The sequence below is a fragment of the Henriciella pelagia genome, assembly GCF_002088945.1.
GTDB lineage: Bacteria > Pseudomonadota > Alphaproteobacteria > Caulobacterales > Hyphomonadaceae > Henriciella > Henriciella pelagia.
Genome location: NZ_NCSU01000011.1, coordinates 516250 through 542730, shown reverse-complemented (window position 1 = coordinate 542730; position 26481 = coordinate 516250). Strand labels below are relative to the sequence as shown.

The 26481-nt window shown below is 60.4% G+C and carries 22 protein-coding genes and 2 tRNA genes; 20 read left to right on the top strand and 4 right to left on the bottom strand.

Annotation, left to right across the window (positions count from 1 at the left end):
• Positions 1–431 precede the first annotated feature (431 nt).
• The 13 genes from B8746_RS12085 to B8746_RS12025 are packed head-to-tail and all read left to right on the top strand — an operon-like array spanning position 432 to position 11857.
• Entirely contained in the window at positions 432–1310 is an 879-nt protein-coding gene (locus B8746_RS12085) for a type II secretion system protein N (protein WP_084393913.1), read from the top strand.
• 7 nt (positions 1311–1317) lie between these two features.
• Positions 1318–3267: a type II secretion system secretin GspD gene (gspD, locus tag B8746_RS12080; RefSeq protein WP_084393912.1), complete on the top strand. Its 1950-nt coding sequence runs from the start codon at positions 1318–1320 to the stop codon at positions 3265–3267.
• Between the two features lie 27 nt (positions 3268–3294).
• Positions 3295–4800, top strand: a complete 1506-nt coding sequence (gene gspE / locus B8746_RS12075) for a type II secretion system ATPase GspE (protein ID WP_084393911.1) — start codon at positions 3295–3297, stop codon at positions 4798–4800.
• Positions 4787–6001: a type II secretion system inner membrane protein GspF gene (gene gspF, locus B8746_RS12070; protein WP_084393910.1), complete on the top strand. Its 1215-nt coding sequence runs from the start codon at positions 4787–4789 to the stop codon at positions 5999–6001. Before gspE ends, gspF begins: the two co-directional genes overlap by 14 nt.
• Positions 6002–6016: 15 nt before the next feature.
• A complete protein-coding gene (gene gspG / locus B8746_RS12065; RefSeq protein WP_084393909.1) occupies positions 6017–6466 on the top strand; it encodes a type II secretion system major pseudopilin GspG in 450 nt (149 codons plus the stop codon).
• 2 nt (positions 6467–6468) lie between these two features.
• Positions 6469–6948, top strand: coding sequence for a prepilin-type N-terminal cleavage/methylation domain-containing protein (locus tag B8746_RS12060; RefSeq protein ID WP_084393908.1), 480 nt, complete (start codon positions 6469–6471; stop codon positions 6946–6948).
• Entirely contained in the window at positions 6938–7321 is a 384-nt protein-coding gene (gene gspI, locus B8746_RS12055) for a type II secretion system minor pseudopilin GspI (protein ID WP_158084621.1), read from the top strand. The genes B8746_RS12060 and gspI overlap by 11 nt, the downstream gene beginning before the upstream one ends.
• A complete protein-coding gene (gspJ, locus tag B8746_RS12050) occupies positions 7318–7959 on the top strand; it encodes a type II secretion system minor pseudopilin GspJ (protein ID WP_084393906.1) in 642 nt (213 codons plus the stop codon). Before gspI ends, gspJ begins: the two co-directional genes overlap by 4 nt.
• Positions 7956–8942, top strand: a complete 987-nt coding sequence (gene gspK, locus B8746_RS12045) for a type II secretion system minor pseudopilin GspK (protein WP_084393905.1) — start codon at positions 7956–7958, stop codon at positions 8940–8942. Before gspJ ends, gspK begins: the two co-directional genes overlap by 4 nt.
• Positions 8943–8944: 2 nt before the next feature.
• Positions 8945–10114 (top strand): type II secretion system protein GspL, encoded by a 1170-nt coding sequence (gspL, locus tag B8746_RS12040; protein ID WP_084393904.1) that lies wholly within the window; start codon positions 8945–8947, stop codon positions 10112–10114.
• Positions 10111–10608, top strand: a complete 498-nt coding sequence (gspM, locus tag B8746_RS12035) for a type II secretion system protein GspM (RefSeq protein ID WP_084393903.1) — start codon at positions 10111–10113, stop codon at positions 10606–10608. The genes gspL and gspM overlap by 4 nt, the downstream gene beginning before the upstream one ends.
• Positions 10605–11363, top strand: coding sequence for a type II secretion system protein N (gspN, locus tag B8746_RS12030; protein WP_084393902.1), 759 nt, complete (start codon positions 10605–10607; stop codon positions 11361–11363). Before gspM ends, gspN begins: the two co-directional genes overlap by 4 nt.
• Positions 11360–11857 carry a hypothetical protein gene (locus B8746_RS12025; protein ID WP_084393901.1) on the top strand — a complete coding sequence of 166 codons (498 nt, stop codon included), beginning with the start codon at positions 11360–11362 and terminating at the stop codon, positions 11855–11857. Before gspN ends, B8746_RS12025 begins: the two co-directional genes overlap by 4 nt.
• Before the next feature lie 27 nt (positions 11858–11884).
• On the opposite strand, the gene B8746_RS12020 is transcribed toward B8746_RS12025, so the two are convergent.
• The 3 genes from B8746_RS12020 to B8746_RS12010 all read right to left on the bottom strand — a co-directional run bounded on the left by B8746_RS12020 (position 11885) and on the right by B8746_RS12010 (position 15666).
• Positions 11885–11960, bottom strand: a tRNA-Asn gene (locus B8746_RS12020).
• Positions 11961–12200: 240 nt separating this feature from the next.
• Positions 12201–14927, bottom strand: a complete 2727-nt coding sequence (locus B8746_RS12015) for a virulence factor SrfB (protein ID WP_158084620.1) — start codon at positions 14925–14927, stop codon at positions 12201–12203.
• Between the two features lie 4 nt (positions 14928–14931).
• Positions 14932–15666 (bottom strand): hypothetical protein, encoded by a 735-nt coding sequence (locus tag B8746_RS12010; RefSeq protein WP_084393899.1) that lies wholly within the window; start codon positions 15664–15666, stop codon positions 14932–14934.
• A gap of 429 nt (positions 15667–16095) precedes the next feature.
• Between B8746_RS12010 and B8746_RS12005 the strand changes: the two genes are divergently transcribed.
• Positions 16096–18501, top strand: coding sequence for a zinc-dependent metalloprotease (locus B8746_RS12005; protein WP_158084619.1), 2406 nt, complete (start codon positions 16096–16098; stop codon positions 18499–18501).
• Between the two features lie 52 nt (positions 18502–18553).
• On the opposite strand, the gene B8746_RS12000 is transcribed toward B8746_RS12005, so the two are convergent.
• A tRNA-Cys gene (locus tag B8746_RS12000) sits at positions 18554–18627 on the bottom strand.
• Positions 18628–18775: 148 nt separating this feature from the next.
• Here B8746_RS12000 and B8746_RS11995 point away from each other — a divergent pair.
• From B8746_RS11995 to B8746_RS11970, 6 genes are all read left to right on the top strand, one after another.
• Complete coding sequence (locus tag B8746_RS11995; protein WP_084393897.1) at positions 18776–19429, top strand: protein-L-isoaspartate O-methyltransferase family protein; 654 nt, start codon at positions 18776–18778, stop codon at positions 19427–19429.
• A gap of 103 nt (positions 19430–19532) precedes the next feature.
• The gene (locus tag B8746_RS11990) at positions 19533–20822 is read left to right on the top strand and encodes a TolC family outer membrane protein (protein WP_084393896.1); all 1290 of its coding nucleotides are present in this window, start codon (positions 19533–19535) and stop codon (positions 20820–20822) included.
• A 106-nt stretch (positions 20823–20928) separates the two neighbouring features.
• A complete protein-coding gene (locus tag B8746_RS17540) occupies positions 20929–21723 on the top strand; it encodes a DUF2497 domain-containing protein (protein WP_084393895.1) in 795 nt (264 codons plus the stop codon).
• 82 nt (positions 21724–21805) lie between these two features.
• The gene (locus B8746_RS11980; protein WP_084393894.1) at positions 21806–24628 is read left to right on the top strand and encodes a valine--tRNA ligase; all 2823 of its coding nucleotides are present in this window, start codon (positions 21806–21808) and stop codon (positions 24626–24628) included.
• A 122-nt stretch (positions 24629–24750) separates the two neighbouring features.
• The gene (locus B8746_RS11975) at positions 24751–25752 is read left to right on the top strand and encodes an isoaspartyl peptidase/L-asparaginase family protein (RefSeq protein ID WP_084393893.1); all 1002 of its coding nucleotides are present in this window, start codon (positions 24751–24753) and stop codon (positions 25750–25752) included.
• A gap of 77 nt (positions 25753–25829) precedes the next feature.
• Positions 25830–26369: a GNAT family N-acetyltransferase gene (locus B8746_RS11970; protein WP_084393892.1), complete on the top strand. Its 540-nt coding sequence runs from the start codon at positions 25830–25832 to the stop codon at positions 26367–26369.
• Positions 26370–26481: the final 112 nt, after the last annotated feature.

Below are 26481 nucleotides of genomic sequence, written 5' to 3'. Positions count from 1 at the left end.
CAGATGGAATTACGCTACCACAACTTTTAATCTAGCCAAGATAGAAAAATTAAGTCAGCTTATCATTGTCGCGCCTGCGGGGTCATTGATGACACTGGCCCTCAAGCGCCTCATTGGGCGTAGCGAACCATACAATCGCTTGTTCAAGACACGTCCGGACTGTCGACCTGATACCACCTCACCAGGACGGGGGTCATACCCGGCCACCGGCAGCCCAGCTTCCCCTGCTTGTCTGCAGCTTCTGTCAGAAAAACGTCATCTACATAGCCTAAAGAGGCCGCTTATGGGATTTGATGCTCCGGGCTTGCGATAAAAAGTGCTATGCAGACCATCCGGGGACGTTGGAAGGTACGCTGGGATCGCTCGCCGGGGCGTAAGATGCCGGACCAAATGGCCGCAAGAGAGTGCGTCCGTCCAGTCCGGCGAGAGTGATGATGGTGACAGAGGGCAAATTCACGTTTCCGCACTGGACGCCGCGCCTTGTTGATGGCGTGCGCACGGCTGTGGAATTTGCTCTCATCATTGCCATAGCCTTCCTGCTCGCCAAGCTCTCCTGGCTCATCCTCGCCCCCGGACCTGCTGTTTCCCCGCTCCAGCCGCGCCCCCTCCCGTCCCCGATCAGCCAGTCATCGGACAGTGCCGTCCGTTCCGACCTCAGCCTCCTTGTGACGACCAATCCATTCGAGGCCAATTCTAGCGAGGTGGAAACTGCACCCGACGCGCCGGAAACGCAGCTGAATCTCAAGCTTGTCGCGCTCTTCATGTCGACGGGGGACTCCGGCGGGTCGGCCACGATCGTGACGCCGAATGGCGAGACGACACGCTATGAACTCGGAAATGAGATCCTGCCGGGCGTGATACTCGAACGCATTCTCTCCGACCGCGTGATCATTTCCCGCAATGGCGCCGAGGAGACGCTGATGCGCGGCGGACGCGATGCCGGACTTTCCGTCATCGGCGATATGTCGACCACGCGGAATGAAGCCAGCCGCGTCAGCACGCCAGCCACGCCGCGCTTTTCGCCGGGCGTAACGGCCGCCACGCTGATGGCCGGTCTTGAAGCGGTGCCCGAGACCTCGTCTGGCGGCGCGCTTTCGGCCTTCATCCTTCGGCCCAGGGGGGATGCGCAGCTGATGCGGTCAGCGGGTCTTCAGCCGGGTGACCGGCTGGTCGAAGTCAATGGCGAGGATCTGGGCACGCTTGATCCGGCCGCCCTGGCGGCACGTTTCGCGGCCGCACCACTTGTCAACGTAACCATCATTCGCAACGGCGAACGCCAGTCGCTAGACATAAATTTTGACATGGACTGAGACACTCATGAAGACGCTTCTAACCGCCTGCGCCGTCGCCGCTCTCGCCGCTCCGTTTGCCACTGCCGAGATGCAATCGCCTCAGGCTGCCCGCCACGTCCTCAGCCTTGACGATGTCGAGATCACCGCCCTGATCGATGACGTATCGATTATCACTGGGTACACCTTCATTCTCCACCCGGACGTCTCCCGAACGCGCGTGACAGTGCTCTCGCAGGCACCGATGACGACGGACGAAGTGTTCCAGGTCTTCCTGTCGACACTGCGCGTGCATGGATTTGCCGCCATCCCGGCAGGAAAAGGCGTCTACCGCGTCGTGCCTGAACAGCTGGCGGTTGGTGAGGCCGGGATCGCCAATGCTGGTCCGAATACCTTCATCACTGAAATTTTCAGCTTTGATTCCTTTGGTGCGGTGGAAGCAGCCCAGATGATCAAGCCGCTCGTCGATGCGCAGGGCCAGGTCGTTGCGAATACGCGGTCCAATTCGGTGGTGGTGGTCGACTATGCCTCCAACATGCCCCGTATCCGCAATATTGTTGAACAGCTCGACCAGGATGACCGCACTGAAGTCCAGACGCTGGCGCTGAAAAGCGTGCCTTCAAAGGAAATGGCGGAAATCCTGAAGAGTCTTCTCGGCTCCAGGGATGGCGAAACCGTCCACAATTTCGAAGTCTCATCCTCGCCGACCAGCAATTCCATCATTGTGCGCGGCGACGCTTCGATGGTGGCTCGCTCAATCAATATCGCCCAGCAGCTCGACCAGGCCGAACCGACGCGCGACAATCTCCGCGTCATTGAGCTCAACAATTCCAAGGCCGAAGAGATCGTCCCGATCCTTGAGAAGCTCGCCGCGACCATGGCTGAGCAGCGCCGACCCTCTGAAAACGCGGTTCCGATGGCGACAATCGCGCATCACCCAGAATCCAACTCCCTGATCATCAGCGCCACGCCGGATACGCTTCTGGCCATGGAGCGGGTTGTGGAAGCGCTCGACAAGCGCCGGGCGCAGGTGCTCGTCGAGGCGATCATCGTCGAGATGTCGGATGACACGGCGCGTGAGCTTGGCGTCCAGTTCCTCCTGTCAGGTACCGGCGACTCTGCGACACCCTTCGCGACAACAAATTTCACGCGGTCCGCACCAAACCTGCTGGCCTTGGCAGGCGCGATCCTCACCGATGACGATTTGCCGGGAGGCTCGAATGGCAGTCCCTTTACGGAAGCAGCGATCAGTTCGCTGCTCGGTGTGAACGGTTCACTTCTCGGCATTGGTGGTCAGAGCGGCGACACGCTGTTCGGTGCAATCATCAATGCCGTGGAGCAGGACACCAATTCTCGTGTGCTCTCCAAGCCGTTCAACATGACGCTGGACAATGGAACCTCGTCTCTGCTCGTCGGACAGGATGTACCGCTCACCTCCGGCGAGGTGCTGGGCGATGCCAATTCAAACCCGTTCCGCACGGTCCAGCGCGAGCAGGTCGGCGTGAAACTGGAAGTCACGCCGCGTATCTCCTCTGACGATACAATCCGCCTCGATATTTATCAGGAAGTATCGAGCGTGTTCGGTCAGGTCGGCACCGTGTCACCGGACCTTATCCTGAACACCCGCAATATCTCGACCAGCGTGCTGGCCGACAATGGTGAGATCATCGTGATTGGCGGTCTGATCGAGCAGACCGAGGCGAAGCAGAACTCCAAGGTGCCATTGCTCGGCGATATTCCGGTCGCTGGAAACCTTTTCAAGTCTGAAGGCGTCGGCGGCACCCGGACCAATCTCATGGTCTTTATCAAACCGACCATCATTCGCGACCGCGAACAGGCCTCCCGTGTGACCGCGCGCAGCTACAATTATCTGCGTGCGCAGGAATTGCTGAGAGACGATACGGTAGGCGTTGGCATCGACCAGTTTCTGGGTGAAGTTCTCGGTGAGCCGGGCCCGGTCGGCCCACCCCTTGAATAAGCAGCCGCTGAATGCAGGCCGAAGTGTATGAGTGACATCGCCAGCCGCCGAACACTGACCTACGCCTTTGCGCGCGACAAGGGTCTTGTCGTCCTGTCCGAGGCGGGCGATGCGGTCGAGCTTGGCGTGCGGGCAGGCGTTGCGCCGCAATCCATTATCGAAGCCCGCCGGGCACTCGGCCGTCCGCTGCGATTCACGCACCTCGATGCCCCGACATTCGAGCGTGAACTTTCCGAACACTATGCGCGCAGCGCGGTCGACGGCGGCGAAACCGAAGCGGCGATGGACGGGCAGGGGGATCTTCACTCCCTGATAGACGACATTCCGCAGACAGCTGACTTGCTGGACGGCGATGATGATGCGCCTGTTGTTCGACTGATCAACGGCCTCATCTATGAAGCGGTGAAGCGGCGGGCCTCCGATATCCATATCGAGCCGCATGAGGACACGCTTTCGGTCCGGTACCGGATCGATGGTGTGCTGCAGGAAGTGCTGACGCCCACGCGCCGCCTGGCTGCGCCGCTGACCAGCCGGGTGAAGGTCATGGCGCGCCTTGATATTGCAGAAAAGCGCGTGCCGCAGGATGGCCGGATATCGCTCTCGATTGGTGGCCGGTCCATCGATGTGCGTGTGTCGACACTGCCCTCCCGTTATGGCGAGCGGGTGACGATGCGTCTGCTCGATACGCGCAATGCGCTGCTCGGCCTGGATGAGCTTGGCATGGATGCCGACACGCTTGAGCGCTTCCGGTCCGTGCTGGCCCAGCCGAATGGCATCACGCTCGTCACCGGGCCGACCGGGTCCGGCAAGACGACAACGCTCTATTCCGCCCTGTCCGTCCTGAACAATGGCCAGCGCAATGTCATGACGCTGGAAGACCCCATCGAATATGGTCTTGAAGGCATCAGCCAGACCCAGATGCATCACAAGGTCGGCCTGACGTTTGCTGCGACGCTGCGCGCCATCCTGCGCCATGATCCGGACGTGGTCATGGTTGGCGAAATCCGTGACCTGGAGACGGCCAAGGTCGCGTTCGAATTTGCTTCGACGGGCCGGCCTGTACTCTCAACCGTCCACACCAATAGCGCCGCCGGTGCGATCCAGCGCCTGCGCGATATGGGGATTGAGCCATACGTCCTTGCCGCGACCATGCGCGCCGTGCTGGCCCAGCGCCTTGTGCGCCGCCTCTGCCATCATTGCCGTGCGCCGCATGAAGCAACGGCGGACGAGAAGGCAATGTTCGGCATTGCTGCGCATGAAGCCCACACCTTCTATCGCCCCGTGGGGTGTATGAGCTGCGCCCAGACAGGCTATGAAGGCCGTCTCGGTGTCTATGAATTGCTGCTCGTCGACCAGGCCCTGCGCCAGTTGATCCGCGAAGACGCGTCGGAAGACGCGCTCGAACGCCACGCCTTTGCCGACCAGGACAGCCTCTTCCGCAATGCCCGTCGATATGTGACCGCCGGGGAAACAAGCGTCGAGGAAGTATTGCGCGTCTGCCGCAAGGAGGAAGAGCGCAGTGGCGGTCTATGACTATCAGGCCATAGGCGCTGACGGTAAGCGCACCTCCGGTGTCATTACTGCAGATTCGGCCCGCGCTGCGCGCAAGGAGCTGAGGCTGAGACAGCTGTCGCCGCTCGATGTCAGTGAAAGCCGCAAGGGCAGGGCGCAAGACGGCGTGACAGGTCATGACCAGCGTCTGTCAGGCGGTGACCTGGTTGTTGCAACGCGCCAGCTTGCGCTTCTGGTGAAGGCCGGAACACCGGTTGAGGAAGCCATTGGATCGGTCGCCGCCGAGGCGGAAAAGCCAGCGACCCGCAAGGTGTTCATGGGCGTGCGTTCCTCCATCACGGATGGCTATTCGGTGTCGGAGGCTTTGAATGGAGCCCCCAGGGCTTTCCCGGCCTTCTACCGCGCTGTGGTCTCGTCCGGTCAGGCGTCCAGCAAGCTGGACGAAGTGCTCGAACGTCTCGCGACCCACCTCGAGAAATCACGCAAGATGAAGAACAAGATTCTCTCGGCGCTAATCTACCCGATCGTGCTGAGCGTGATTGCCCTCATCGTCGTGACCCTGCTCATGGTCTTTGTGGTTCCGGCCATTGTCGAACAGTTCGACACGCTCGGGCAGGACCTGCCGTGGCTGACCGATGCCGTAATCGCCATTTCAGTCTTGCTGAGGCAATGGGGCGTTGTCCTGCTGCTCGTGGTCATCGCAGCAGGCTGGGGGCTGAGGCGGCTGTTCCAGACGCCAGCCATCGCAGAAATGCGCGACCGGTTTGTCCTCTCACTGCCCGTCATCGGCAAACTCTCTCGAGGCGTTTCATCGGCCACCTTCGCGCGGACGTTCGCGACCCTGTCGGCCAGTGGCGCGCCGGTACCTGAGTGTCTCGGGGCTGCGCGCAATTCCATGTCGAATGCGGTCTTTCGCAAGGCAGTCGCAAATGTCCGCCGCAAGGTGGAGGAGGGCTCTTCTCTTGCCCGCGCCATGCGGACCGAACAGGTTTTCCCGCCCATGCTGATCCACATGGTGGCGAGCGGTGAGCGGGGCGGCGACCTCGCCGGCATGATGGGCCGCGCCGCAGACTATCTCGAAGACGAGTTCGACAATGCCACAACCGTCGCGCTCGGCCTGCTCGAACCCATCATGATCGTGTTCCTTGCGGGCATCGTCGCGCTGATCGTGCTATCCATCATGCTCCCCATTCTACAGATCAACACGCTGGCCATTGGCTAGGAGAGGAGGTGTCGAATGACCCTGAAACCAAAACGCAAACCATCAAAGCAAGCCGGCTTCACCCTGACAGAGATCATGGTGGTGATCTTCATCATCGGCCTTCTGTCGACAGTCGTCCTGTTCAACGTCCTCGGGGCCCGCACGGACGCTCAGGTGAAAACGGCCCGGACGAATGTGGCCGCGCTCACCAATGCACTCGAGCAATACAGCCTCGACATGTATGATTACCCAACCGAGCAGCAGGGCCTTGAAGCGCTCGTGACGGAGCCGGCCGGTGCGAATTCGGCCGGTTCCTACCGCCGCGGTGGATACATTCAGAAGCTACCGCTTGATCCGTGGGGGCGACCCTTTGTCTACAAACGCCCGGCTGAAAAATCCGACAAGGCTTACGATCTCTATTCCCTCGGTGCTGACGGCCAGGAAGGCGGGGAAGACGAGAACGCAGACATCGGGAACTGGAACTAGGCTTGCAGACTGCACCGGCATATCGCCGCGAGGCTGGCCTGACGCTTGTCGAAGTGCTGATGGTGGTCTTCATCATCGGGCTGGTCACCGGCGTGGCAGTGATGACACTGCCGGAACGTCAGGACCCCTATAAGAAGGCGCTCGCTGATGTGCAGGACACCATCGACGCCATTCGCGATCGTTCGATCATGACCGGCGAAGTGCTCGGCCTTTCCATCGACGACAATCGCATCGCCGTCGTCAGCTGGACCGGAACCGAGTGGCAGCCCACCGGCCGCGCCGCCTTCAATCTGCCGGCCCATGCCGAGCTTGAAATTGTCCGGGAGCGCGCAGATACGGGCGGCGCGGATGTGCCCTCGGTGATCATCTTCAACCCGCTCGGCGTAACAGAGCCGGTTCGACTGGACCTGCATGCCGGCCCGATGACCTTCGCACTGCGCCTCAATGAGAATGGTGAACTGGTGGACGCCCATGAAGGCTGAGCGCACCTCGAAGAAAGAAGATGGCTTCAGCCTCGTGGAGACCGTGGCGGCACTGGGCGTCCTTTCGCTCGCTGCGGTGCCGCTGATGCAGCTCGCATCCGATGCGCTCACCAATACCGGCCGACTGGAATCGAGGCTGCTCGCGCGGACCACGGCCGAAAATGTGCTCGCGCGCACCATGGCGGAGCGGGCGCAGATCACCGTCGGACAGCAGAATGGCCGCGAAGAACAGCTCGGCCGGGACTATGACTGGACCCTCATCATCATTCCGACTGACCGGGAGGACCTGCTCCGCCTCGAAGTGCAGGTGAAAGAAGCCGGGCGCGACCAGGTGTTGGCGCGGCTGGTTACCCTGAAGGCTGCGAAGCCATGACCGCAGATCGCAAGACTTCCAGGGCTTCGGAATCCGGCTTCACGCTCGCCGAGACACTCGTTGCGCTGTTCATCCTGTCGATCCTCGCGGTTGCAGGCGGGAGTTTGCTGCTGCGCGCTACTGAAGCTGGCAAACAGGTCCGCGACCGCGAAGCCACCATCCGGACCTTCGATATTGCACAGGCCTTCATCCGCGATGATCTCGAAGCAATGGTGCATCGTGGCTCGGTGCCCGAAGATGGCTTTGGCGAACCGCTGACCCTGGTTGGTGGCCAGACGAACCAGACTGATGCGGTGATGCGGTTCGTCCGGAATGGCTGGATCAATCCGGACCGAGTTGTCCCGCGCAGCGGGCTGCAGACTGTACGCTATGAACTCACCGGTGAGGGTGACCTCGTCCGCGCAGCTTATCTGCGCCCAGACCCGACCGCCAATACGCCTGTCGCCCGCCGGGTCCTGCTTCAGCACGTCGAAAGCGTAGACCTCACCTTCTGGCGCAATGGTGAGCCGTCCACCTATTGGGAAGGGCGCACTGTGCCTCCGGCAAACGTCCTGCCGGACCTGATCGACATGCGCATTGCGCTTCAGGATGGCCGCGTCTTCACGATCAGCAGTCTTGTGGGAGGGCTTCCATCATGACTGTGGGGGCACACAGCAATGAGCGCGGCGTCGCGCTCGTCACGACGCTGATGATCGTGGCGGCCATGTCCGTCGTAGCCGTGACACTCACCAATGCCGTCCTCGCAAGTACCAGTCGCGCCAAGTCCCTCGATGCGAGCGCGCAGGCTGACTGGCTGGCCTATGCCGCCGAAGAATATGCCCGCCTTGCCATTGATGACATCATGAGCGCCACCGAGGGGGCATTGTCCTCCAGTGTCGAGGTCATGAACCAGCCGCTCACCTTTGAGGCGGAAGGCGGCCTGATCACCATTCTGGCCCGCGATGCCAGCAATTGCTTCAACCTGAATAGCCTCGCCGCACCAAGGTCAGGCGGGGAGGGCAGTGGTCAGTCAGACACCGCCGCAGCAGACCTTGCCAGTCTTATCGACCTTGCGGATCTGGATACCGTTAATGCTGAAGGACTGGTGTCCAGCATCTCCGACTGGATCGACGCCGATCAATCGCCGGGCCTGAACGGCGCTGAAGACAGTTTTTATTCCAACCCCGCCATGAATTATCGTACGTCAGGCCAGATGCTAGCCGATGAGTCCGAACTTCTGTCGGTGCGTCATGTGTCGGCAGATTTGCTGGACGCTATGGAGCCATTCCTCTGTGTCCTCCCAGAACAGCTCCAGCCAGCGCTGAACATCAACACGATCAGTGAGCGCCAGGCGCCTCTACTGTCGCTTGCAGCCTCAGGCGCGCTGACCGCAGACAAAGCCCGCGATCTTATCTTCCAGCGTCCGTCCGGGGGGTGGCCATCCGTGGAAGATTTCGTCGGCCTGCCGGAAATCAGTGAAATTGCGCCCGAACTCATCCGCAATGACATGCTGGGAACCACATCGCGTTATGTCGACGTGACAGCCGCAATCGAGTATCGCGGGACGCGTAGGGTATTCAGCCTGCTTTTCTCTGTCGGTGATGGTCCGGCAAAAGTGGTGCGGCGCGAGCGAAAAGGATAGTCTTGACCGATCTCTTCATCCTTCTGCCCAAGTTGCCATCCGGCCGACCGCTCTTTGCCTGGCGCGCATCGGGCGAATGGATGTGCAGCGAGGAAAAGCCATCCGGTCGTTTCGGCAACGGAGTTGGCGCGGTCGCACTTGTTCCGGGGACAGCCGTGACAGCGCATCGGGTCGACATCGTGGCGCGAAAACCGTCAGAAGCGCGCCGGACAGCCCTCTTTGCCATAGAGGATGATGTCGCCCAACCGGTCGAGGCGCTGCACGCCGCACTCGGACCAGCGGGAGAAGGCAGCCAGCGCGCCCTGCATGTCGCATCCCACGAGGATATGAGGCGCTGGCAGGGATACCTGAACGCGCTCGACATTCCGGAAGCCGACCTTGTCTGCCTGCACGGGCTTCTGCCGGATGGAAACGTCGCGTTTGATACCGGCGAGGAGATCCTCTTCCGGGACGGCGACCTGACCTTTGCCTGCGACAGTGAAGCGCCAGACGATCTGGTCCGTACCCTCGCGGCCGAGCGGCTGGACATCGTTTACGGGACAGGTCTGGCGCGGCGCCTTCAGGCGAATGCTGAGATTGTGGATGTCGCCACACGCGAGGATCTGATCGCGCTGCTGGCGGGATGGTATAACGACAAGACGCCATCGGCGCACATCTCATTGCGCCAGGGCGATTTCGCCTTGCGGCGATCGCTGGAGCTGAAAGGATTTGACCGCTGGCGGCTGGCTGGCGCTCTGGCGGGCATAGCCGGTGTAATGTGGCTTGGAACAGCCTGGATAGAGCTACAGGCGCTCGACAGGCAGACCGCAGACCTTCGCTCGCGAACAAGCATGATCGCGCGGGCTTTCGCGCCAGATGCGATGGGCGATGCCGGCGCGGCGATCCAGACCCTCCAGCAGAACCAGCGGAACGCCGCTGTCTCTCTGCGACCGACCGCAGCGACCGCTGCGCTATATGAGGCTGTCGCCACGGATGAGAGCGCCGAAGTCCGGTCGCTCCGATATGATGCCAATACGGGCCGTCTGACGGCCATGGTCGTGTTCGACAATTACTCGCAAGCCGATGTGATCGGCGGCCGTCTGGAAAGCATGGGGCTGTCGGTGACACTCGGCGCCGCGCGTCAGTCGGGCTCTCGTGTGCTCGGCGAATTCAACATAGAGGCCGCATCATGACGAGCTGGTGGGAAAGCCTTTCGGTCCGCGAAAAAGCCCTGATCAGCGCCGCTGGCCTGCTGACCGTCTTGCTGATTGGCTGGTACGGGCTTGTCTCGCCGGTCTCGTCTGCTCGCGACGCGGCTCGCCTCGACCGCCAGGCCGCTGCTGAAGAGCTGTCGCGGATTGAACGGCTCACGGCGTCCATTCGCGCCCGTCCGAATGCCAATGCAGCGGTCGCTGTTTCAACAGGCGCGGTGTTGAGCGCTGACGCCTTCAAGACCGAAGTCACACGTCAGGCACAATCTGCAGGTCTCGCCATCGCTCGCCTGCAGGGCGGTGATTCGGGGCGCTTCTCCCTGGTTTTCGAACAGGCGGACCCGCGCCAGCTTTTCTACTGGATGAGCACGGTGGAAATGCAGCTCGGGGGGCGCATTGAAAAGATGAGTGTGGATCAGGCTGGCAATGGGCGCGTTAGAGCGACGGTTGAACTCAGTGGAGGTGCTGGCTCTTGATCCGTTTCCTGCTTGTCCTGACGCTGATCGTGGCGCTTGTCTGGTTCGCGGCCAGCCGTATTCCTCTCGGTATGGTTCTGACCCGCCTGCCGCTGAATGATATGGGTATTGAATGGACCCAGTCAGAAGGCACGATCTGGAAGGGCCGGATGTCCGGCGTCTATCTCAACGGACAACCGGTCGGTGACGTCGACCTGTCCTTGCGACCAGCATCGCTCCTGAACCTTTCGCCGACCCTCGAAGTCCAGTGGGGCGGGGCAGGGGGACGCGGTGCTGGTGTCGTGACCGTCAGAGGATCAAACGACATCTCGGCAAGCGACCTTCGGGTCGAACAGAATATTGCAGCGCTGGAAACCCTAACCCCCGACATCCGCTCCTTGGGCGGTATCCTCCGGCTCAACGGTGGCAGCGTGGAGATCGTCGACGGGGCCTGTCTTGACGCATCGGGCAATATCAGGACGGATACGCTCAGCCGAGCGGCGCAGCAGTTCGGGCGGGATTTCTCAGATCTGACAGGCACAGTTACCTGCAGCGACGGCGCCTTCAACATCGAAATGGCCGGTGAGAGCGAAGAAGGCGACATACTCGACTTCAAGGCCGTCGCAGATCTTTCTGGTGGCTCGCGGATCGATGTCCGGGCCCGCACGACCAGTGACGATATCGAAGCGCTGCTTGCGCGCGGTGGGTTTACGCGATCCGCTGATGAATGGACCTATCAGCAAGTGACTGAACCAGGCGGAGGGGGCGAGCAATGAAGTTCGCGCAGAGTGTATTGATCGCTGGCGTTGTCGCGCTTGGTGCCTGTTCGTCCGGCGGTGAGAAGCCAGGCGAGGCCGCTCCGGTTCAGGTCGATCCATCCACACTGCTCCCGGCCAGGAATGTTGTGCCGACAGGCGGGCTTGGACCGCAGCAATTGCTTTCTAAGGAATGCGGGCTCTTCCTCTGGAACAAGACGGACGCGAGTCAGCTCATCTTCTTCCAGAAGGCCCAGTCAGGATCCGCAACCATGAAGATCGGGGCGCAGACTGTAACCGTGAGCCAGACCCGCAATACCGGGGAAATTTTCGGCCAGTTTCTTACCGACCAGGGATTCGTCGGTCCGGCAGGTGAGCAAGTCCTGGTCAGCATCGTTCCGGGCGACGAGCTCAATGGCGGACAGCGCGTCCAGTCGGGCCGGCTGACCATCACCACAGGCGAGCGCTGGACCACCGTCATACCGGTCCTCGGCGTGCGGGCCTGCCAGCCTTAGGCATCTTCATTTCCAGGGAAGGGAAAGTGGCTCCGCGAGTAGGACTCGAACCTACGACCGGGCGATTAACAGTCGCCTGCTCTACCAACTGAGCTATCGCGGATCACTTGCGAGACGGCTCCAATACCAAAGCAGCGCCGCGTGTCAAACGCCCTCTTGCAGCAAGTCTAAAAAAAACGGCGGGAGACATGCTCCCGCCGAGGCGTTGGGTGATGGTGGGTGTCTCCAAAGAAGACGAGTGTAGGTATCTCGCGGATTGGTTAATGCGGCGTAAACGGATGCCGCGAAGCTTGATAGCACCCGTCAACATTTGGCTGCGCAGCTGCAGACGTGAAAGAGCGCCCTAGCTTGCCCAGCGTACCTCGAATCGTCCGGATTCCTGCCAATAGTCTTCCGACTGCGGAAGGGTGCAAAGTTGCAGGCGCAATTCAGACAGGGGAATGGCTTTCCTGGTATGTGCATCGCGGGCTTTCACGAGCACGAGGCTTTCGCCCGTCATGCTGTGCGTGTCTTCCTTGCCGGGCTTTGCGACCACGCGGCGAAGCTTGACGTCGACGAGCATTTGTCGGCCGCTGACATGCTGGAGTTTGTATACCTGCTCCGGCAGCACGTGATTCAGGAATCGTGCCCGTCCGATCACACTTCCCGTCAGGAGGCTTGCGCTCGCTGTCATCTCACCTGCAGGCAGAAGGATGTCGCTCTCGGCAAATGGCTTGAGAGAACCTGCAATGCGCCCCCAATGGTTCTCGCGGCGATAGTCGGGATCGGCTTCGGTACGGATATTCCAGCCCGACAGCACACCGCTCTGCATACTGTTGAGCGCGGCAGAGCCGAGCGCCGTAACCAGCTTGGCGTCATCAATATAGCCCGTCTTCGACATGGGCAGCCAGTCACCGGCAAAATAGTCCTTCGCGGAAATGATTCGGTCCGTGGTGACCGGCACATGCCGCTCAAGCAGGCGGCGAACAGCTGGCAGCTCCGAAGGCTTGCCCGTCAGGATCACGACGTCACAGTCAAACAGGCCGGCAATCTCGCCGTGGACTTTTGCAAGTTCGCTGAACCATTTCTGGATGATCGCATCGAGACCGCTGCGCTCCAGCTTCAGTGCGGTATCCGGTGCCAGAAACTCGCCTACCAGACCCGCAGCCCGCAGGATCGCATTCATCCGTTCAATCTGCGCAGGCGATGCACCCGCGGATGCAGGTGTAATCACAAGGTCTGCATCGGTGCTGGTCGCCATTTCTTTCAGCCAGCGCTGTGCGATGGGAACAAACACCGTGCGCGTGATCACGGACCACTGTGCCCGCTCGCTGTCGATCCTGGCGCTTTTGAAAAAGACTTCCTCGAAAATTTCGCGCGTTTCGACGGTCTTATGAAAGTCTGCGCCAATGAGCGGAAGCAGGGCCTGCTCGATGACGTCCTTGACCAGGCGGTCACCTGCATGGGTTGAGGAATCCTTGAAGACCAGCCGGCTCATTATGTCCATGCCGGCGCCCGGCAACGAGTCCTGGTATTCCACGACAGACGTGTCAGTCGTGCCGCCACCGATATCAATCGTCATCACGCGAATGCGGGCATCTTCGCCTCTTCCACGCCCATAAAGCTCGATCCAGTTCTCACCATAGTCGCGCATATGATGGATCTCGGCGTAGACAATGGCGAGCTGCGAAGCGACGGCTTCATCAATCGGCAGGCGAACTTCCGGAATGGGGCCATCGCTCACGGCGCGGCGGCTGAGAATGAAGATGTCGCGCGCGCGCTCCCATTTGGTGCGATATCGATTGACCTCGTCCTGCGTCCAGCCGGCCGGATAGGTCAGGATAACGTCTCCAAGCACGCGCCGCAGATACGGCTTGTTGCCTTTGCGCCAGGCTTCCGACTGGATCTGGCGGTCCGCCTGTTCGAGAATCGAGAGCGCGACCCAGATCATGCTGTCAGCCCGTGACTGATCCGGGCGCATGACCTGATCAGACTGCGTGAATTCGCTCCAGTTCTCGAGTGACCAGTCCGCATCGGCGTTCGGCATGAACCGGAAGATGTCGCCTTTCAGCGGAACCAGCTTCTGGGCGTCATGACTGCTGTCGCGCCAGGGCTGGCGTTGCATCGTCCAGTGGGTGTGTCCCTTTTCGCCGAGCGGTGCGTCATCCCAGACATAGCGTTTGGGTGACGACAGGAAGGACAGGCCGCCGGCCTCAGTGTCAAGATCGGCTAGGGCCTCTTGGGCGGCCAGTCCCATGACGGCCGGGGAGACCTGCGTGAAGATATGCGGCGCGATGGTGACGGTATCGGTACGAAGTCGGCGCCCGCGATTCAGGATTCGGTCGAGCAGGGTCGGTTTCCGGAAGCTCGGCTTGAATCCAGCGCTCAGCCGATGGGTTGGTTCGGACCTGAACAGATTCTCCATCAGCACGAACCAACTCTCCGGTACAGCTTGCTGGATCTTTGTGTCTTCATCATTGGCGGCCGAAGCCTCAAACCCGGCTTTCGGGAAAAGGATTGGCTTGCAGACGGAGGAGAGGCTGCCGCCTGCGTCGGTCTGCTCGAGACCGAGGACAACCGTTCTCGAATTGCCGAAATCGACGATCAGGTTCACCGGTATTGGTGCGCCGGCTTCCTCCGCAAAGGAGATTTCCAGCTCCATTTCATCAAAAGACGGCGGAAGGGCGAATTCCTTGTTCAGATTCAATTTGATTTCGCGCGGCAGGTCATCAGCGGTCGATGAAATGTATGGATTGTGACAACCCGCCTTTATTGCTGGCCCGTCCTTATCATCGATAATCCGTCCGGCAGTCCTGGACTTTTGCAGTGTGTCTGCCTCCGAGCGCGGGACCTCATAGCCTCGGTCTGGACCGCCGACATTTACATCCACCGCAACCCAGAAACCCTGGACTTCAGCCGGATCACCGCCGTCGACAACAATCGGTTTGGAGCCGATCCGGCCCTTCAGCCAGGTCTTGTCCATCGGGGTGCGCCATTCGCCCTGATCCTTCAGGTCGGCATTCTGGTCGCTCTGCGGGAAGAACAGCAGCTGGTGACCGCTATTGGGGAAAACCTTGATCGTCTTTTTCATGGCGTCAGACCTCATTGGAGTTGGCCGCGACGGGATCGCCGTCAGTGTCGTTCTGCGCCCCGCCCAGGGCGATCAGCTGGTCTGTGAGCGGGGCGATTACCTTCTGATAGTGCAGGGAGGTTTCGACCTCGCAGAGTGGGTTGGCCCAGTGGTCGAACACCGATTGCAGGCGTTCGCCGCACGAGCGTTCTCCTGTCGTATTGGGTCTCGGGCCGCCATGGATATCGGTTGTCATGCGTGTTGCCACATATCGGCGAGCGTGCGTGGCATGGCGAATGGCGCGAAGGTGACCGAATTCCTCGCACAGCCAGACGGCGAGACATTCGAGGTTGATGGCCGTCGGCAGGATTTCCCGGACGGTCTGGGCGTCGGCGCGAGATAGTCCGACGGCTGAGAACAGCGCTTCGAGGCGGTCGCTCTGGACCCAGCGGATAGTCTCGGAAATGAGATAGCTGCGCGCGGTCTTGTAATCGTGACCAAGCTGGACAGGAAGCGTATTCATTCTGTCCGGATCGACCGACAACGCCTGGCGCAGCAGGAAGCTCATTTCGACGACGGCGTCGCCGCGCCTCGCCGGGTCTTCGTGTCGGTATAGATAGTCATTGATGGCGTCGGCGAGGACTTTGCCTGGATTGGCTTTCAAAGCGATGACATCGGCGACGGGTTTGGGCGGCGCATCCGGTAAGACCGGACAATTCATAAGGTTTACCTGCGCATTCAGCTGCACGTTATTCCACATTTTTATCCCCTTGAACGTTTTCTACGTTGCACGGCGCTGGAGCGCAGCATTCGTGCCAGAAGGGAATCGGGCGCTGGTTGACAACCGCCTGACAGAAAAGCTTCAATTTCTAAAGTTTTGAAAAATATCGAGAAATGATTTATCGTAGTGGTCGCAATACAAAACCTAAGCGAGAGTTAAATTGTTCGGTCTGGTTGAAATCCGTGGTCTGACACGGTTATTTGTGCGACCGCCGTCGTGTTTCGGCACACCTTTGCCCGTTTTGCCCGGCAAGGCCGATCCATTGCAGGGCGTTGCCTGACTTGCGTGATTGTGCGGTGTCCGTTCTAAGTCGTGCTGTTTCTGATGACGGGGTGAGCCATGCGGGTTTTGTGGGCAATCTTATTCATTCTGGTCGCGTGGCAACCTGCGGCAAGCGCTGAGGATGAGGTGACATGGGCTGATGTCGTCGATCCGCTGGAGCATCGACCGGGCTTCATCGATCTCTATCTCGATCCGGACGCCAATGCCGTTTACGCGGCGCTGCCTGCGCCAGACAAGACCGGGCGCACGGTACGCTTTATTTATACGACCGGGCTGACGGGCGGTCTCGGCTCCAATCCGATCGGCCTTGACCGCGGCAATGCAAGCGCTGGCGTCATCCTCGGCTTCCGCAAGATTGGTGAGCAGATTGTCGCGGAGCAGGAAAATTGGCGATTTCGTGCCAGTGCGGACGATCCGCGTGAGCGGCTTGCCGTGGCCCAATCCTTTGCAAGCTCATTCCTCTGGTCAGGGGCAATCAAGGCTGAGCATGATGACGGCCGCTTGCTCGTCGACATTTCTGACTTTCTCACGCGTGATCAGTTCGGCATCGCCGCCCAGCTGAAGCATGGGCCGGACGCTGGCGACTATTCGCTGGATGACAAGCGCTCATTCGCCGACGTGGCGAGTGCACTGGCGTTCCCGGATAATATCGAACTCGACTCGTTTCTTACCTTTTCAACGTCAAAGCCCAATGCGCAGACCTATGCCACAGCGCCGGATGCGCGGTCGGTGACGCTGATTCAGCATCATTCCTTTGTTCGCTTGCCGGATGATGGTTATCGGCCCCGCAAGTTTGACCAGCGCACCGCAAATATCGGCTTCGGATTCTATGACTATTCGAGCGAGCTTTCGCAGCCCGTAGTGCAGCGCCTGTCCCGCCGCTTCCGGCTGGAGCGGACGGATCCGGTAGCCGCCACCAGCCCCGCACGAAAGCCCATCGTCTTCTATGTCGACCCGGGCGCCCCGAAGCAGGTTCGCGAGGCCCTGATTGACGGCGCGTCCTGGTGGGCCGAAGGCTTTGAAGCGGCCGGATTCGAGGATGCCTATCGGGTCGAAGTCCTCCCCGCCGACGCCCACCCGCTCGATGTTCGCTACAATATCATCAACTGGGTGCACCGCGAGACGCGCGGCTGGTCCTATGGTGGCCAGATCTCCGATCCGCGAACCGGCGAAATCCTCAAGGCGAACGTCATTCTCGGCTCGCAGCGCGTCCGGCAGGACCGGATGATCTTCGAAGGGCTGGCCGGCGTCTCCGAAACAGGGACGGGCAGCGCCAATGATCCGGTCGAGATTTCCCTTGCTCGGATCCGGCAGCTCGCCGCGCATGAAGTTGGCCATACGCTTGGCTTCGCCCACAATTTCGCGGCGAGCTCAAACGACCGCGCCTCCGTCATGGACTATCCCGCACCTTATGTGCGCCCGGTCAGTGGCGGCCTCGATTTCTCCCAGGCCTATGCTGTGGGCCTCGGTGACTGGGATATTTTCACGGTTAAGTGGCTCTATACCGAGTTTCCCGACGCCGCGACCGAGGACGCCGCGCTCGATGCCATGGTAGCGGAGGCTTATGGCTCTGGCTTGCGGTTCACGTCGGACGAGCATGCCCGATCTGTCGACACCGCGCATCCCTACGCTTCCGTCTGGGACAATGGTGCCGACGCGATCAAGACGCTGCACGAAACCATGCAGGTCCGGCAGATCGCGCTGCGAGACTTCGGTCTCGACCGTCTCGCAGCAGGGCGACCGACGTCCGACCTCAATGCTGTCATCGTGCCGATCTATCTCTACCACCGCTATCAGGTGGCTGCGGCCGCAAAATATATCGGCGGGCTGGACTTCGGATACGGCGTCACGGGCGCGAACCCATCGCCGGCGACGCCCGTTCCGGTTGCCGATCAGCAGCGGGCGCTGGACGCACTTCTCGCCACGCTCGACCCGGTTGTGCTGGACCTGCCTGACAGGGTGCTCAACCTGCTGACGCCGGGTGATGTCGGCTACGCAGGGGGTGGACAAACGCTTGAAGTGTTCCCATCGCGGACCGGGCCGGTATTCGATTTGCCATCAGCGGCCACTATCGCCGCCGACCTGACCCTGGATGCCTTGCTGGCGCCCGCCCGCCTCGAACGGGTCGCCGCCTATGAACAGAGGGGCATCTCGCTCGGCCTGTCCGACATGTTGACGCAAATTGAAAACTCAGTCTTCGAGCGTCCGGACGCCGCGCGCCATCAGGCGCTCGCCCGCATCGTGCAGAGCCGTTACGTCGAGGCGCTGATCGGTCTGGCCGTAGAGCCGGGCCTGTCGAGCGAGGTTGCCAGCGCCGTTGATGGCGAATTGCGGAGGATCGAGGACCGGCTGTCGGGTCGCCGCGTGGCCAGGTCCGACAGGGAGAAGCAGCATTTTGCGCGCCTGTCTTCGAGGATTCGCCAGCATCTTGAGGGTGAGACACCGACACCACCAAAAGCGCCTGATACGCCGCCCGGTGGCCCGATTGGTTCATATTCCAGCGACGAACTCTGCTGGCATTGCAGCCCATAGGGCAGGCGAATTTTGAAAGATTTCAGGTCGGGGAAAGCGGTGCGCTTGCGTCTGGAGGCCCCGCCCGGAATCGAACCGGGGTACACGGATTTGCAATCCGCTGCGTCACCACTCCGCCACAGGGCCGTTCAGAGCAGGGCGATCTGATAGCAGCGTGCCCTCGCGCATGCAATCACTGAAAACGGCGTTTCGCACATATGGCCACATTGCCAGTCGGGGCGGGCTCATATATTGCGGGCGGAAACGAGTCCGAACCATTAGAGGATGCCGCCCCATGAACTTCGCAAAACTGCGCCAGACCATGGTCGATACGCAAATCCGCCCGAATGATGTGACGGACCCGGAAATCGTTTCTGCTTTTCTGCATACGCCGCGCGAAGCTTTTGTGCCGAAGGCCGATCAGGCCATCGCCTATGCCGAGTATGAGATCCAGACCAGCGATGGCCGCGCGCTCTGGACGCCGCGCGACCTTGGAAAGATGCTGAAAGCGCTGGACCCGCAGCCAAATGATATCGCGCTCGTCATCGCCGCTGGCGCCGGATACGAGACAGCGCTGCTGGCCCGTATCGTTGAAACAGCCATCGCGCTTGAAGATGATGAGACGCTGGTCGACGAAATGTCGGACCGGTTCGGCAAGCTCGCCATTGACCGTGCTGTTGCTGTGCAGGGCAATCTCAAGGATGGTCTCCCCGATCAGGGCCCGTTCGACGTTATCCTCGTCACGGGAACGGTCGAAGAAGCGTCCGAAGCCTGGTTCAGTCAGCTCGCCGAAGGCGGCCGTCTCGGCGTGCCCGTTCCAGTCGGCCGCGACCTCGCTCGCGGCCGCGTCTATACGCGCGCTGGCAATACGACATCCTACCGGGACGTTTTCGATGGCTGCCCGCCAGAGCTACCCGGCTTCCGCAAGAAGAAGAGCTTCGCATTCTAGCACGAATTCCCGTGCCGGACTTGCCGCCAAGGAAAGAGTGAACACTGTTCACTTTTTTGAAATTCCCGCCTAGTCTACTCGCAGGGAGACTGGAGGAAGCGGGATGAGGCTGACATATCTACTCGCAAGCGCATCGTCACTATTGCTCGCCGGCGTGCCGCAGGCCAGCGGCGAAAACCTGCAGGACGCGCTCAGCGCCGCCTACCTCAACAATCCCGACATCCGGGCTCAGCGCATGGCCGCCGATATCGCCGAAGAGCAGATCGATCAGGCGCGCTCCCGGGGCAGGCCGAAGGTCAACCTCTTTGGCAGTTATGTCTACCAGTCCCTCGATTCTGGCGCTCCCTTCGCGTTCAACAATGGTGACAGGCCCGTTGCATCGGCCCAACTTGAGGCCCGCTTCCCGATCTATGCGGGAGGTCGCCTCGGAGCGGTCGTGCGCCAGGCCGAGGCTGGGGCGTTTGCGGCTGAAGCCGAACTTGATTCGGCCACCCAGACGCTTCTGCTGGAAACGATAACCGCCTATGTCGATATCATCCGCGACCGCGCCGTGATCGACATCCGCAATAGCAGTATCGACCTCCTGGAAGGCCAACTCACGGCGTCGCAGGACCGGTTCGATGTGGGTGATATCACGCGCACGGATGTCGCCCTGTCCGAAGCGCGCCTCGAAGGCGGCCGGGCCCAACTCGCGGCGGCCGAAGCCCAGCTTGAAGGGAGCCTCGCCTATTACGCCTTCCTGACCGGGCTCGACGCAGGAGATCTTGCGCCGGTGCCGCCAGCGCCGCCAATGCCAGAAACCTTTGACGAGGCCCTGGCGATTGCCCTTCACTCCAACCCCGCAATCGAGGGCGCTCGCTTTGCTGAACGCGCAGCAAAGGAGTCGATCGAAGTCGCAAAAGGGGCGTTTCGGCCCGAAGTGTCTGCCATCGCGCAGGCTGGTATTCAGGAATACCATTCGGACGGTTACAATGACACGAGTTTCACAGCTGGTGCCCAGGCCAGTATTCCGCTGTTCACCGGCGGCCTCAATTCATCCCGTCTTCGAGAAGCCAGGTTGCAGCGCAGTCAGGCGCAGAGTCAGATAGCGCTGAACGAGCGGTTCGTTCGTGCGCAGATTGCGCGTGCCTGGTATGGCCTGGAGGCGGCGCAGCGGGCCGTCGCCGCGTCCGAAAGACAGGTGGAGGCCGCCGAAATCGCCTATGAAGGTGCGCAGGAAGAGCTCAAGGTTGGTTTCCGCACCACGCTTGATGTGCTTGATCAGGAACAGCAGCTTCTCGAAGCGCGTCTCGCCGTCGTCAGTGCCGAGCGTGACCGGTATGTCGCCGCTCACCAGCTGCTCGCGGCTATGGGCGAATTGTCGCCGGAAGTCCTCGGCATCGGTATTCGCTAACTGTTCGTTGACGTGCAATCTTTCAGCGAATCCGTCATAACACCCTATTAACCGACGCGGTGTAGCCCAGAGTGGCAACACAAACTTTACCATTCGGGAGCTGGGAATGGCCGACAAAGCGCAAGCTGAACCTACCATGGAGGAAATCCTTGCCTCCATTCGCAAGATCATAGCCGATGACGGCGATACAGGGCACGGCGCGGCCAAGTCTCACCCAGAATCAGAGCCGAAGGTCGCTGTGTCGGTTTCCGACGAAAGCGATTTCGACGATTTGTCGCTCGATGATGTGCTGGAAGAGGCTGAAGGGGGCGGTGAGTCGCTCTCTGCAATCCCTGAAGAGAGCTTCGAATCACTTTCATCCGACGAAGGGCTTCTCACGGATGTCGATGAGGAGATGTTTGACGAGTTGACCGCCGTTGACGACAGCGCACCAGCCGAAACCGCTGCCACCGTCGACGAACTGGAAGAATTTGATTTCGATGCGGTTGATCTCGACGTCGACGAACCACAATTTGAAGATGCGCTCTCAGCCCCAGAGTTTGAGGAAGAAACCGTGTCTGCACCTGAATACATAGAGCCAGAATCCGACCCGGCCGCTCCGCCGGTGCGTGAACCATCGCCGCTGCGTGGCAAGACGGAAGCGCCAGCTGCGCCGGCTGATCCGGCACCCGCGTCGAATGCCGGCATCACCGATGAACGCATTGCAGGCGCTGCTGCAAGCGCACTCGGCAAGCTGATGGTCAAACAGTCCAAGGATGCGGGCAATCCGAACACGCTGGAAGGCCTGATGATGGAAATGCTCCGTCCGATGCTGAAGGAATGGCTCGATGCCAACCTGCCAGCCATCGTCGAGCGCAAGGTGGAAGAGGAAGTCCGCCGCATTGCGCGCATGGCAGGCTAGAACAGCTCACACTCTTTGATATAGAGACGAGGCGCGCCATAACCGGCGCGCCTTTTGTTTATTGTCCTGATGGAAATTGAATATGCTCGACCAACGCTTTGACCCTGCGAGTGCCGAACAGCGCATCTACAAGCGCTGGGAGGAAGCTGGATGCTTCCGCCCGACCGGTGACACCAGCGCCGAGGCGTACGCCATCGTCATCCCGCCACCAAATGTGACCGGCGTGCTGCACATGGGCCACGCGCTGAACAATACGCTGCAGGATACACTCGTCCGCTTTGAACGCATGCGCGGCAAGAATGTCCGCTGGCAGCCGGGCACAGACCATGCCGGCATCGCGACGCAGATGGTGGTCGAACGCCAGCTCGCCGAAAGCGGCGGCAATGAAAGCCGCGCCAGCCTTGGCCGTGAGAAGTTCGTTGAACGCGTCTGGGAGTGGAAAGAGAAATCGGGCGGCCAGATCATCAATCAGCTGAAACGTCTCGGCGCCTCATGCGACTGGGAAAATGAGCGCTTCACGATGGATGATGGCCTCTCCGAAGCCGTGAAGAAGGTCTTCGTGAAGCTCTACGAAGACGGCCTCATCTACCGCGACAAGCGTCTGGTGAACTGGGACCCGCATTTCCAGACCGCGATTTCGGACCTCGAAGTCGAGAGCCGCGATGTAAAGGGCCATATGTGGCACTTCAAATACCCGCTTCAGGACGGCGAAACCTACACCTATGTCGAGAAGGATGAGGACGGGAACATCACGCTCGAGGAAGAGCGCGACTATATCTCCATCGCGACCACCCGCCCCGAAACCATGCTCGGTGACGGCGCCGTGGCCGTGCACCCGGATGATGAGCGCTACAAGCCGATCATTGGCAAGCTTTGCGAGATCCCGGTTGGCCCGAAAGAACATCGCCGCCTGATTCCCATCATCACCGATGAGTATCCGGACCCCGATTTCGGCTCTGGTGCGGTGAAGATCACCGGCGCGCATGACGAGAACGATTATGGCGTTGCCCAGCGTAACAACATTCCGATGTACCGGCTGATGGATGTCCAGGCCCGCATGAGGACCGATGGCCCGTCCTATGAAGAGAGCGCTGCGGCCGCAAAAGAGATCGCAGGCGGCAAGTCCGCGACGGCGTCGGAGATCGATGCCCTCAATCTTGTGCCGGAAGCCTATCGCGGTCTTGATCGCTACGAGGCCCGCAAACGGGTCGTTGCGGACATCGACGCCGACGGCCTGCTGATCGAGATTGAGGACAAGCTGATCACCCAGCCTTTCGGTGATCGGTCGGGCGTCGTCATCGAGCCAATGCTGACGGACCAGTGGTTCGTGAATGCCGAGGAACTGGCCAGGCCCGCCATCGAGGCCGTGCGCTCCGGCAAGACCAAATTCGTGCCCGAGAACTGGACCAAGACCTATTATAACTGGATGGACAATATTCAGCCCTGGTGCGTGTCTCGGCAATTGTGGTGGGGCCACCGGATTCCGGCCTGGTTCGGACCGGATGGCCAGATCTTCGTCGCTGAAGACGAGGTAGGCGCGAACGCTCAGGCCCAGAAATATTACGGTGAACCAACCGCTCTGAAACAGGACGAAGACGTCCTCGATACATGGTTCTCCTCCGCCCTCTGGCCGTTCTCCACGCAGGGCTGGCCGGATGAAACCGAGGCGCTGAAACAGTACTATCCGACCAGCGTGCTCGTCACCGCGCATGACATCATCTTCTTCTGGGTCGCCCGGATGATGATGATGGGCCTCAAATTCATGGACGAGATTCCGTTCCATGACGTCTACATCCACGCGCTCGTGCTGGACGAGAAGGGCCAGAAGATGAGCAAGTCCAAGGGCAATGCCATGGACCCGCTCGAGATCGTTGATCAGTACGGCGCCGATGCCCTGCGCTTCACCTTTGCCCGGCAGGCCGCGCAGGGGCGCAATATCCGCCTCTCGACGCAGGCCGTCGAAGGCTATCGCAACTTCACCACCAAGCTCTGGAACGCGACCCGCTTTGCGGAAATGAACCAGTGCGAATTCGGCCACAACCTGCAGCCGGGTGATCTAAAACTTCCGCTCAACCGCTGGATTGCTGCCGAGCTTGCCAAAGCCGCCGAAGCCGTCACTGCTGCACTCGAAGCCTACAAGTTCAACGAGGCCGCAGATGCGCTCTACCAGTTCATCTGGAACGTCCTCTGCGACTGGTATATCGAGCTGATCAAGCCAGTCATGAATGGTGAGGACGAGGCCGCAAAGGCCGAGACGCGCAAGGCCTGCGGCTGGGTCATCGACCAGACGCTGAAGCTGCTCCACCCGTTTACACCCTTCGTCACAGAAGCGCTCTGGGAACAGACAGAAGACGAGGCACGTAAACGTCCCGGCTTCCTGATGATGCAATCCTGGCCGAATTTCAAAGGCGCCTGGGCCGATGCCGACGCCGAAGCCGAACTTCAATGGGTGCTCGACACCATTTCCGAAATCCGCTCGACGCGTTCTGTGCTCAATGTTCCTGCCGGCGCGCAGATTTCCGCTTCGCTGATCGGCGCTGCGGACAAGGTAAAAGGCTGGGCGGACGCGAATGAAACTGCCATCAGGCAGATGGCGCGGCTTTCTGAATTCGTTGTCGCCGCCGACAAGCCCGCTCGTTCCGTGACCATTGCTTCGGGCGACGAAACCATCGCGCTGCAGGTTGAGGTGTTCATCACACCTGCTGACGAAATTGGCCGCCTCGACAAGGAAATGGCCAAACTCGAAAAGGATATTGTGGGCACAGAGCGCAAGCTCCAGAATGAGAATTTCGTCTCCAAGGCGCCTCCGGAAATCGTCGAGGAGAATCGTGAGCGCGTCGTCGAATGGAAGGCCACGCTTGCAAAGCTCCGGTCCGCGCGCGAACAATTGGCGGCGATCAGCTAGGGGCGAAGCGATGTCATGAACATTCCGGTCGTCATCGCCATCATGGCCTTTGTCATACTCGACATGGCTGTGTTGTTCTGGCTGTTTAAGCGTCAGATAAACAAGACTGGCAGGGATGATTCATGACTCGATTTCTCATTGGACTGGTAGGTGCACTGATGATTGTTGCCTGTGGTTCCCAGACCGGTCCGGAACCTGAAACCGAAGCGCCTGAATGGCGCATTGTCATTCATGGCGGGGCAGGGGTCATCCTGCGCGAGAACCTCTCATCCGAACAGGAAGCCGCCTATACCGCCGCCCTCGAAACCTCGCTCAAGGCCGGCGGCGATGTCCTCGCAAATGGTGGCAGCGCCGTCGATGCTGTTCAGGCCGCCGTCCTCACCATGGAAGATGACCCTCTGTTCAATGCGGGACGGGGCGCAGTTATGACTGCTGCGCGCATCCATGAGCTCGACGCCTCCATTATGGATGGGCGGGACCGAAATGCCGGGGCAGTCGCGGGTGTGACGCGCGTGAGAAATCCGATCCTCGCGGCCCGCGCTGTCATGGACCAGTCCGAACACGTTATGTTTGCGGGGCCGGGCGCGGATGAATTTGCCGAGAGCGTCGGCCTCGAGCTTGTCGAGAATGCCTATTTCACTACCGAGCGCCGCGTCCAGTCACTCGAGCGCGTCCTCGAAGAACAGACCCGCACCGACGCAGATCGTCATGGCACGGTCGGCGCGGTTGCCATCGACAAGGATGGCAATATCGCCGCTGCCACGACAACAGGCGGGATGACCGCCAAGGCCGCTGGCCGTATCGGGGACTCGCCGATTATCGGCGCGGCGACCTATGCCCAGAACGGCGTCTGCGCTGTCTCCGCGACAGGACACGGCGAATACTTCATCCGCGTTGGTGTGGCGAAGACGATCTGCTCGCGCGTCGAACTCGCAGGAGAAACGATCACGGTCGCTGCCGAGAATGCCCTCGGCCAGGTCGAAGCACTCGGCGGCGATGGCGGGGTCATCGTCATGGGCGGAGCGGGCGAATATGCCTATGTCTTCAACTCCGCCGGAATGTATCGCGGCATGATGGACGCGAGCGGCACGCTGGAAACCGCGATTTTCGAGCCGGACGAATAGGCACCCATTGCCGCATGTGATGGGCCGACCCATTCTCGTTCTCAAATCAACACTCTACGATACTCAAAAACCGGACCATGCCTGATACCGACACTTCCCAACTGGTCGTGCGTGACGCGACGCCACAGGACTTGCAAGCCATCGCGGCGCTCTCGCGCAAGACCTTTTGCGACAAGTTTGGCCATCTCTACCGGAGCGAAGATCTCAACGCCTTTCTGGAAGAGTCGCATAGTGAAGCGTTTTATCGCCCGCTCCTTGGCCGCAAGGATCTCCTGATCCGCGTTGTCCAAACCGAAGCAGGGTCGCTCGGTGCGTATCTCCTCTGCTCTCCGCTCAGTCTGCCGGCGAAAAACCCGGCACCGGGCTCTGTCGAGCTGAAGCGTCTTTATGTCGATGCCTCGCTGCAAGGGCAGGGGCTGGGCTCTCGCCTCACGCAGGAAGCGTTTGACTGGGCCGAAGCGAGTCATGCGCCCGAACTCTACCTTTCCGTCTTCTCCGGGAATGAAGGGGCACAACGGCTTTATGATCGCATGGGTTTCAGGAAGGTGGATGAATTCTGGTTCCCGGTCGGCCAGCACAGGGATCTTGAGTATCTGATGTGTTGGACAAGGGCATGATCTTGCTCAAATAGGCGACGAAATCCGGCATTGGCCTGGTTTTGGACTGTTTCCGGACGGTGATCTGAGGCTCAAAGGGCAGGATATTTCACAGTTCATCAGGCGGAAATTT

What these genes read in the sequence shown, in the direction of transcription:
- B8746_RS12085 (WP_084393913.1), top strand. Translation starts at nt 432, where the DNA reads ATGATGGTGACAGAGGGCAAATTCACGTTTCCGCACTGGACGCCGCGC.
- gspD (WP_084393912.1), top strand. Translation starts at nt 1,318, where the DNA reads ATGAAGACGCTTCTAACCGCCTGCGCCGTCGCCGCTCTCGCCGCTCCG.
- gspE (WP_084393911.1), top strand. Translation starts at nt 3,295, where the DNA reads ATGAGTGACATCGCCAGCCGCCGAACACTGACCTACGCCTTTGCGCGC.
- gspG (WP_084393909.1), top strand. Translation starts at nt 6,017, where the DNA reads ATGACCCTGAAACCAAAACGCAAACCATCAAAGCAAGCCGGCTTCACC.
- gspI (WP_158084621.1), top strand. Translation starts at nt 6,938, where the DNA reads ATGAAGGCTGAGCGCACCTCGAAGAAAGAAGATGGCTTCAGCCTCGTG.
- gspJ (WP_084393906.1), top strand. Translation starts at nt 7,318, where the DNA reads ATGACCGCAGATCGCAAGACTTCCAGGGCTTCGGAATCCGGCTTCACG.
- gspK (WP_084393905.1), top strand. Translation starts at nt 7,956, where the DNA reads ATGACTGTGGGGGCACACAGCAATGAGCGCGGCGTCGCGCTCGTCACG.
- gspM (WP_084393903.1), top strand. Translation starts at nt 10,111, where the DNA reads ATGACGAGCTGGTGGGAAAGCCTTTCGGTCCGCGAAAAAGCCCTGATC.
- B8746_RS12025 (WP_084393901.1), top strand. Translation starts at nt 11,360, where the DNA reads ATGAAGTTCGCGCAGAGTGTATTGATCGCTGGCGTTGTCGCGCTTGGT.
- B8746_RS12015 (WP_158084620.1), bottom strand. Translation starts at nt 14,927, where the DNA reads ATGAAAAAGACGATCAAGGTTTTCCCCAATAGCGGTCACCAGCTGCTG.
- B8746_RS12010 (WP_084393899.1), bottom strand. Translation starts at nt 15,666, where the DNA reads ATGTGGAATAACGTGCAGCTGAATGCGCAGGTAAACCTTATGAATTGT.
- B8746_RS11995 (WP_084393897.1), top strand. Translation starts at nt 18,776, where the DNA reads ATGAACTTCGCAAAACTGCGCCAGACCATGGTCGATACGCAAATCCGC.
- B8746_RS11990 (WP_084393896.1), top strand. Translation starts at nt 19,533, where the DNA reads ATGAGGCTGACATATCTACTCGCAAGCGCATCGTCACTATTGCTCGCC.
- B8746_RS17540 (WP_084393895.1), top strand. Translation starts at nt 20,929, where the DNA reads ATGGCCGACAAAGCGCAAGCTGAACCTACCATGGAGGAAATCCTTGCC.
- B8746_RS11980 (WP_084393894.1), top strand. Translation starts at nt 21,806, where the DNA reads ATGCTCGACCAACGCTTTGACCCTGCGAGTGCCGAACAGCGCATCTAC.
- B8746_RS11975 (WP_084393893.1), top strand. Translation starts at nt 24,751, where the DNA reads ATGACTCGATTTCTCATTGGACTGGTAGGTGCACTGATGATTGTTGCC.
- B8746_RS11970 (WP_084393892.1), top strand. Translation starts at nt 25,830, where the DNA reads ATGCCTGATACCGACACTTCCCAACTGGTCGTGCGTGACGCGACGCCA.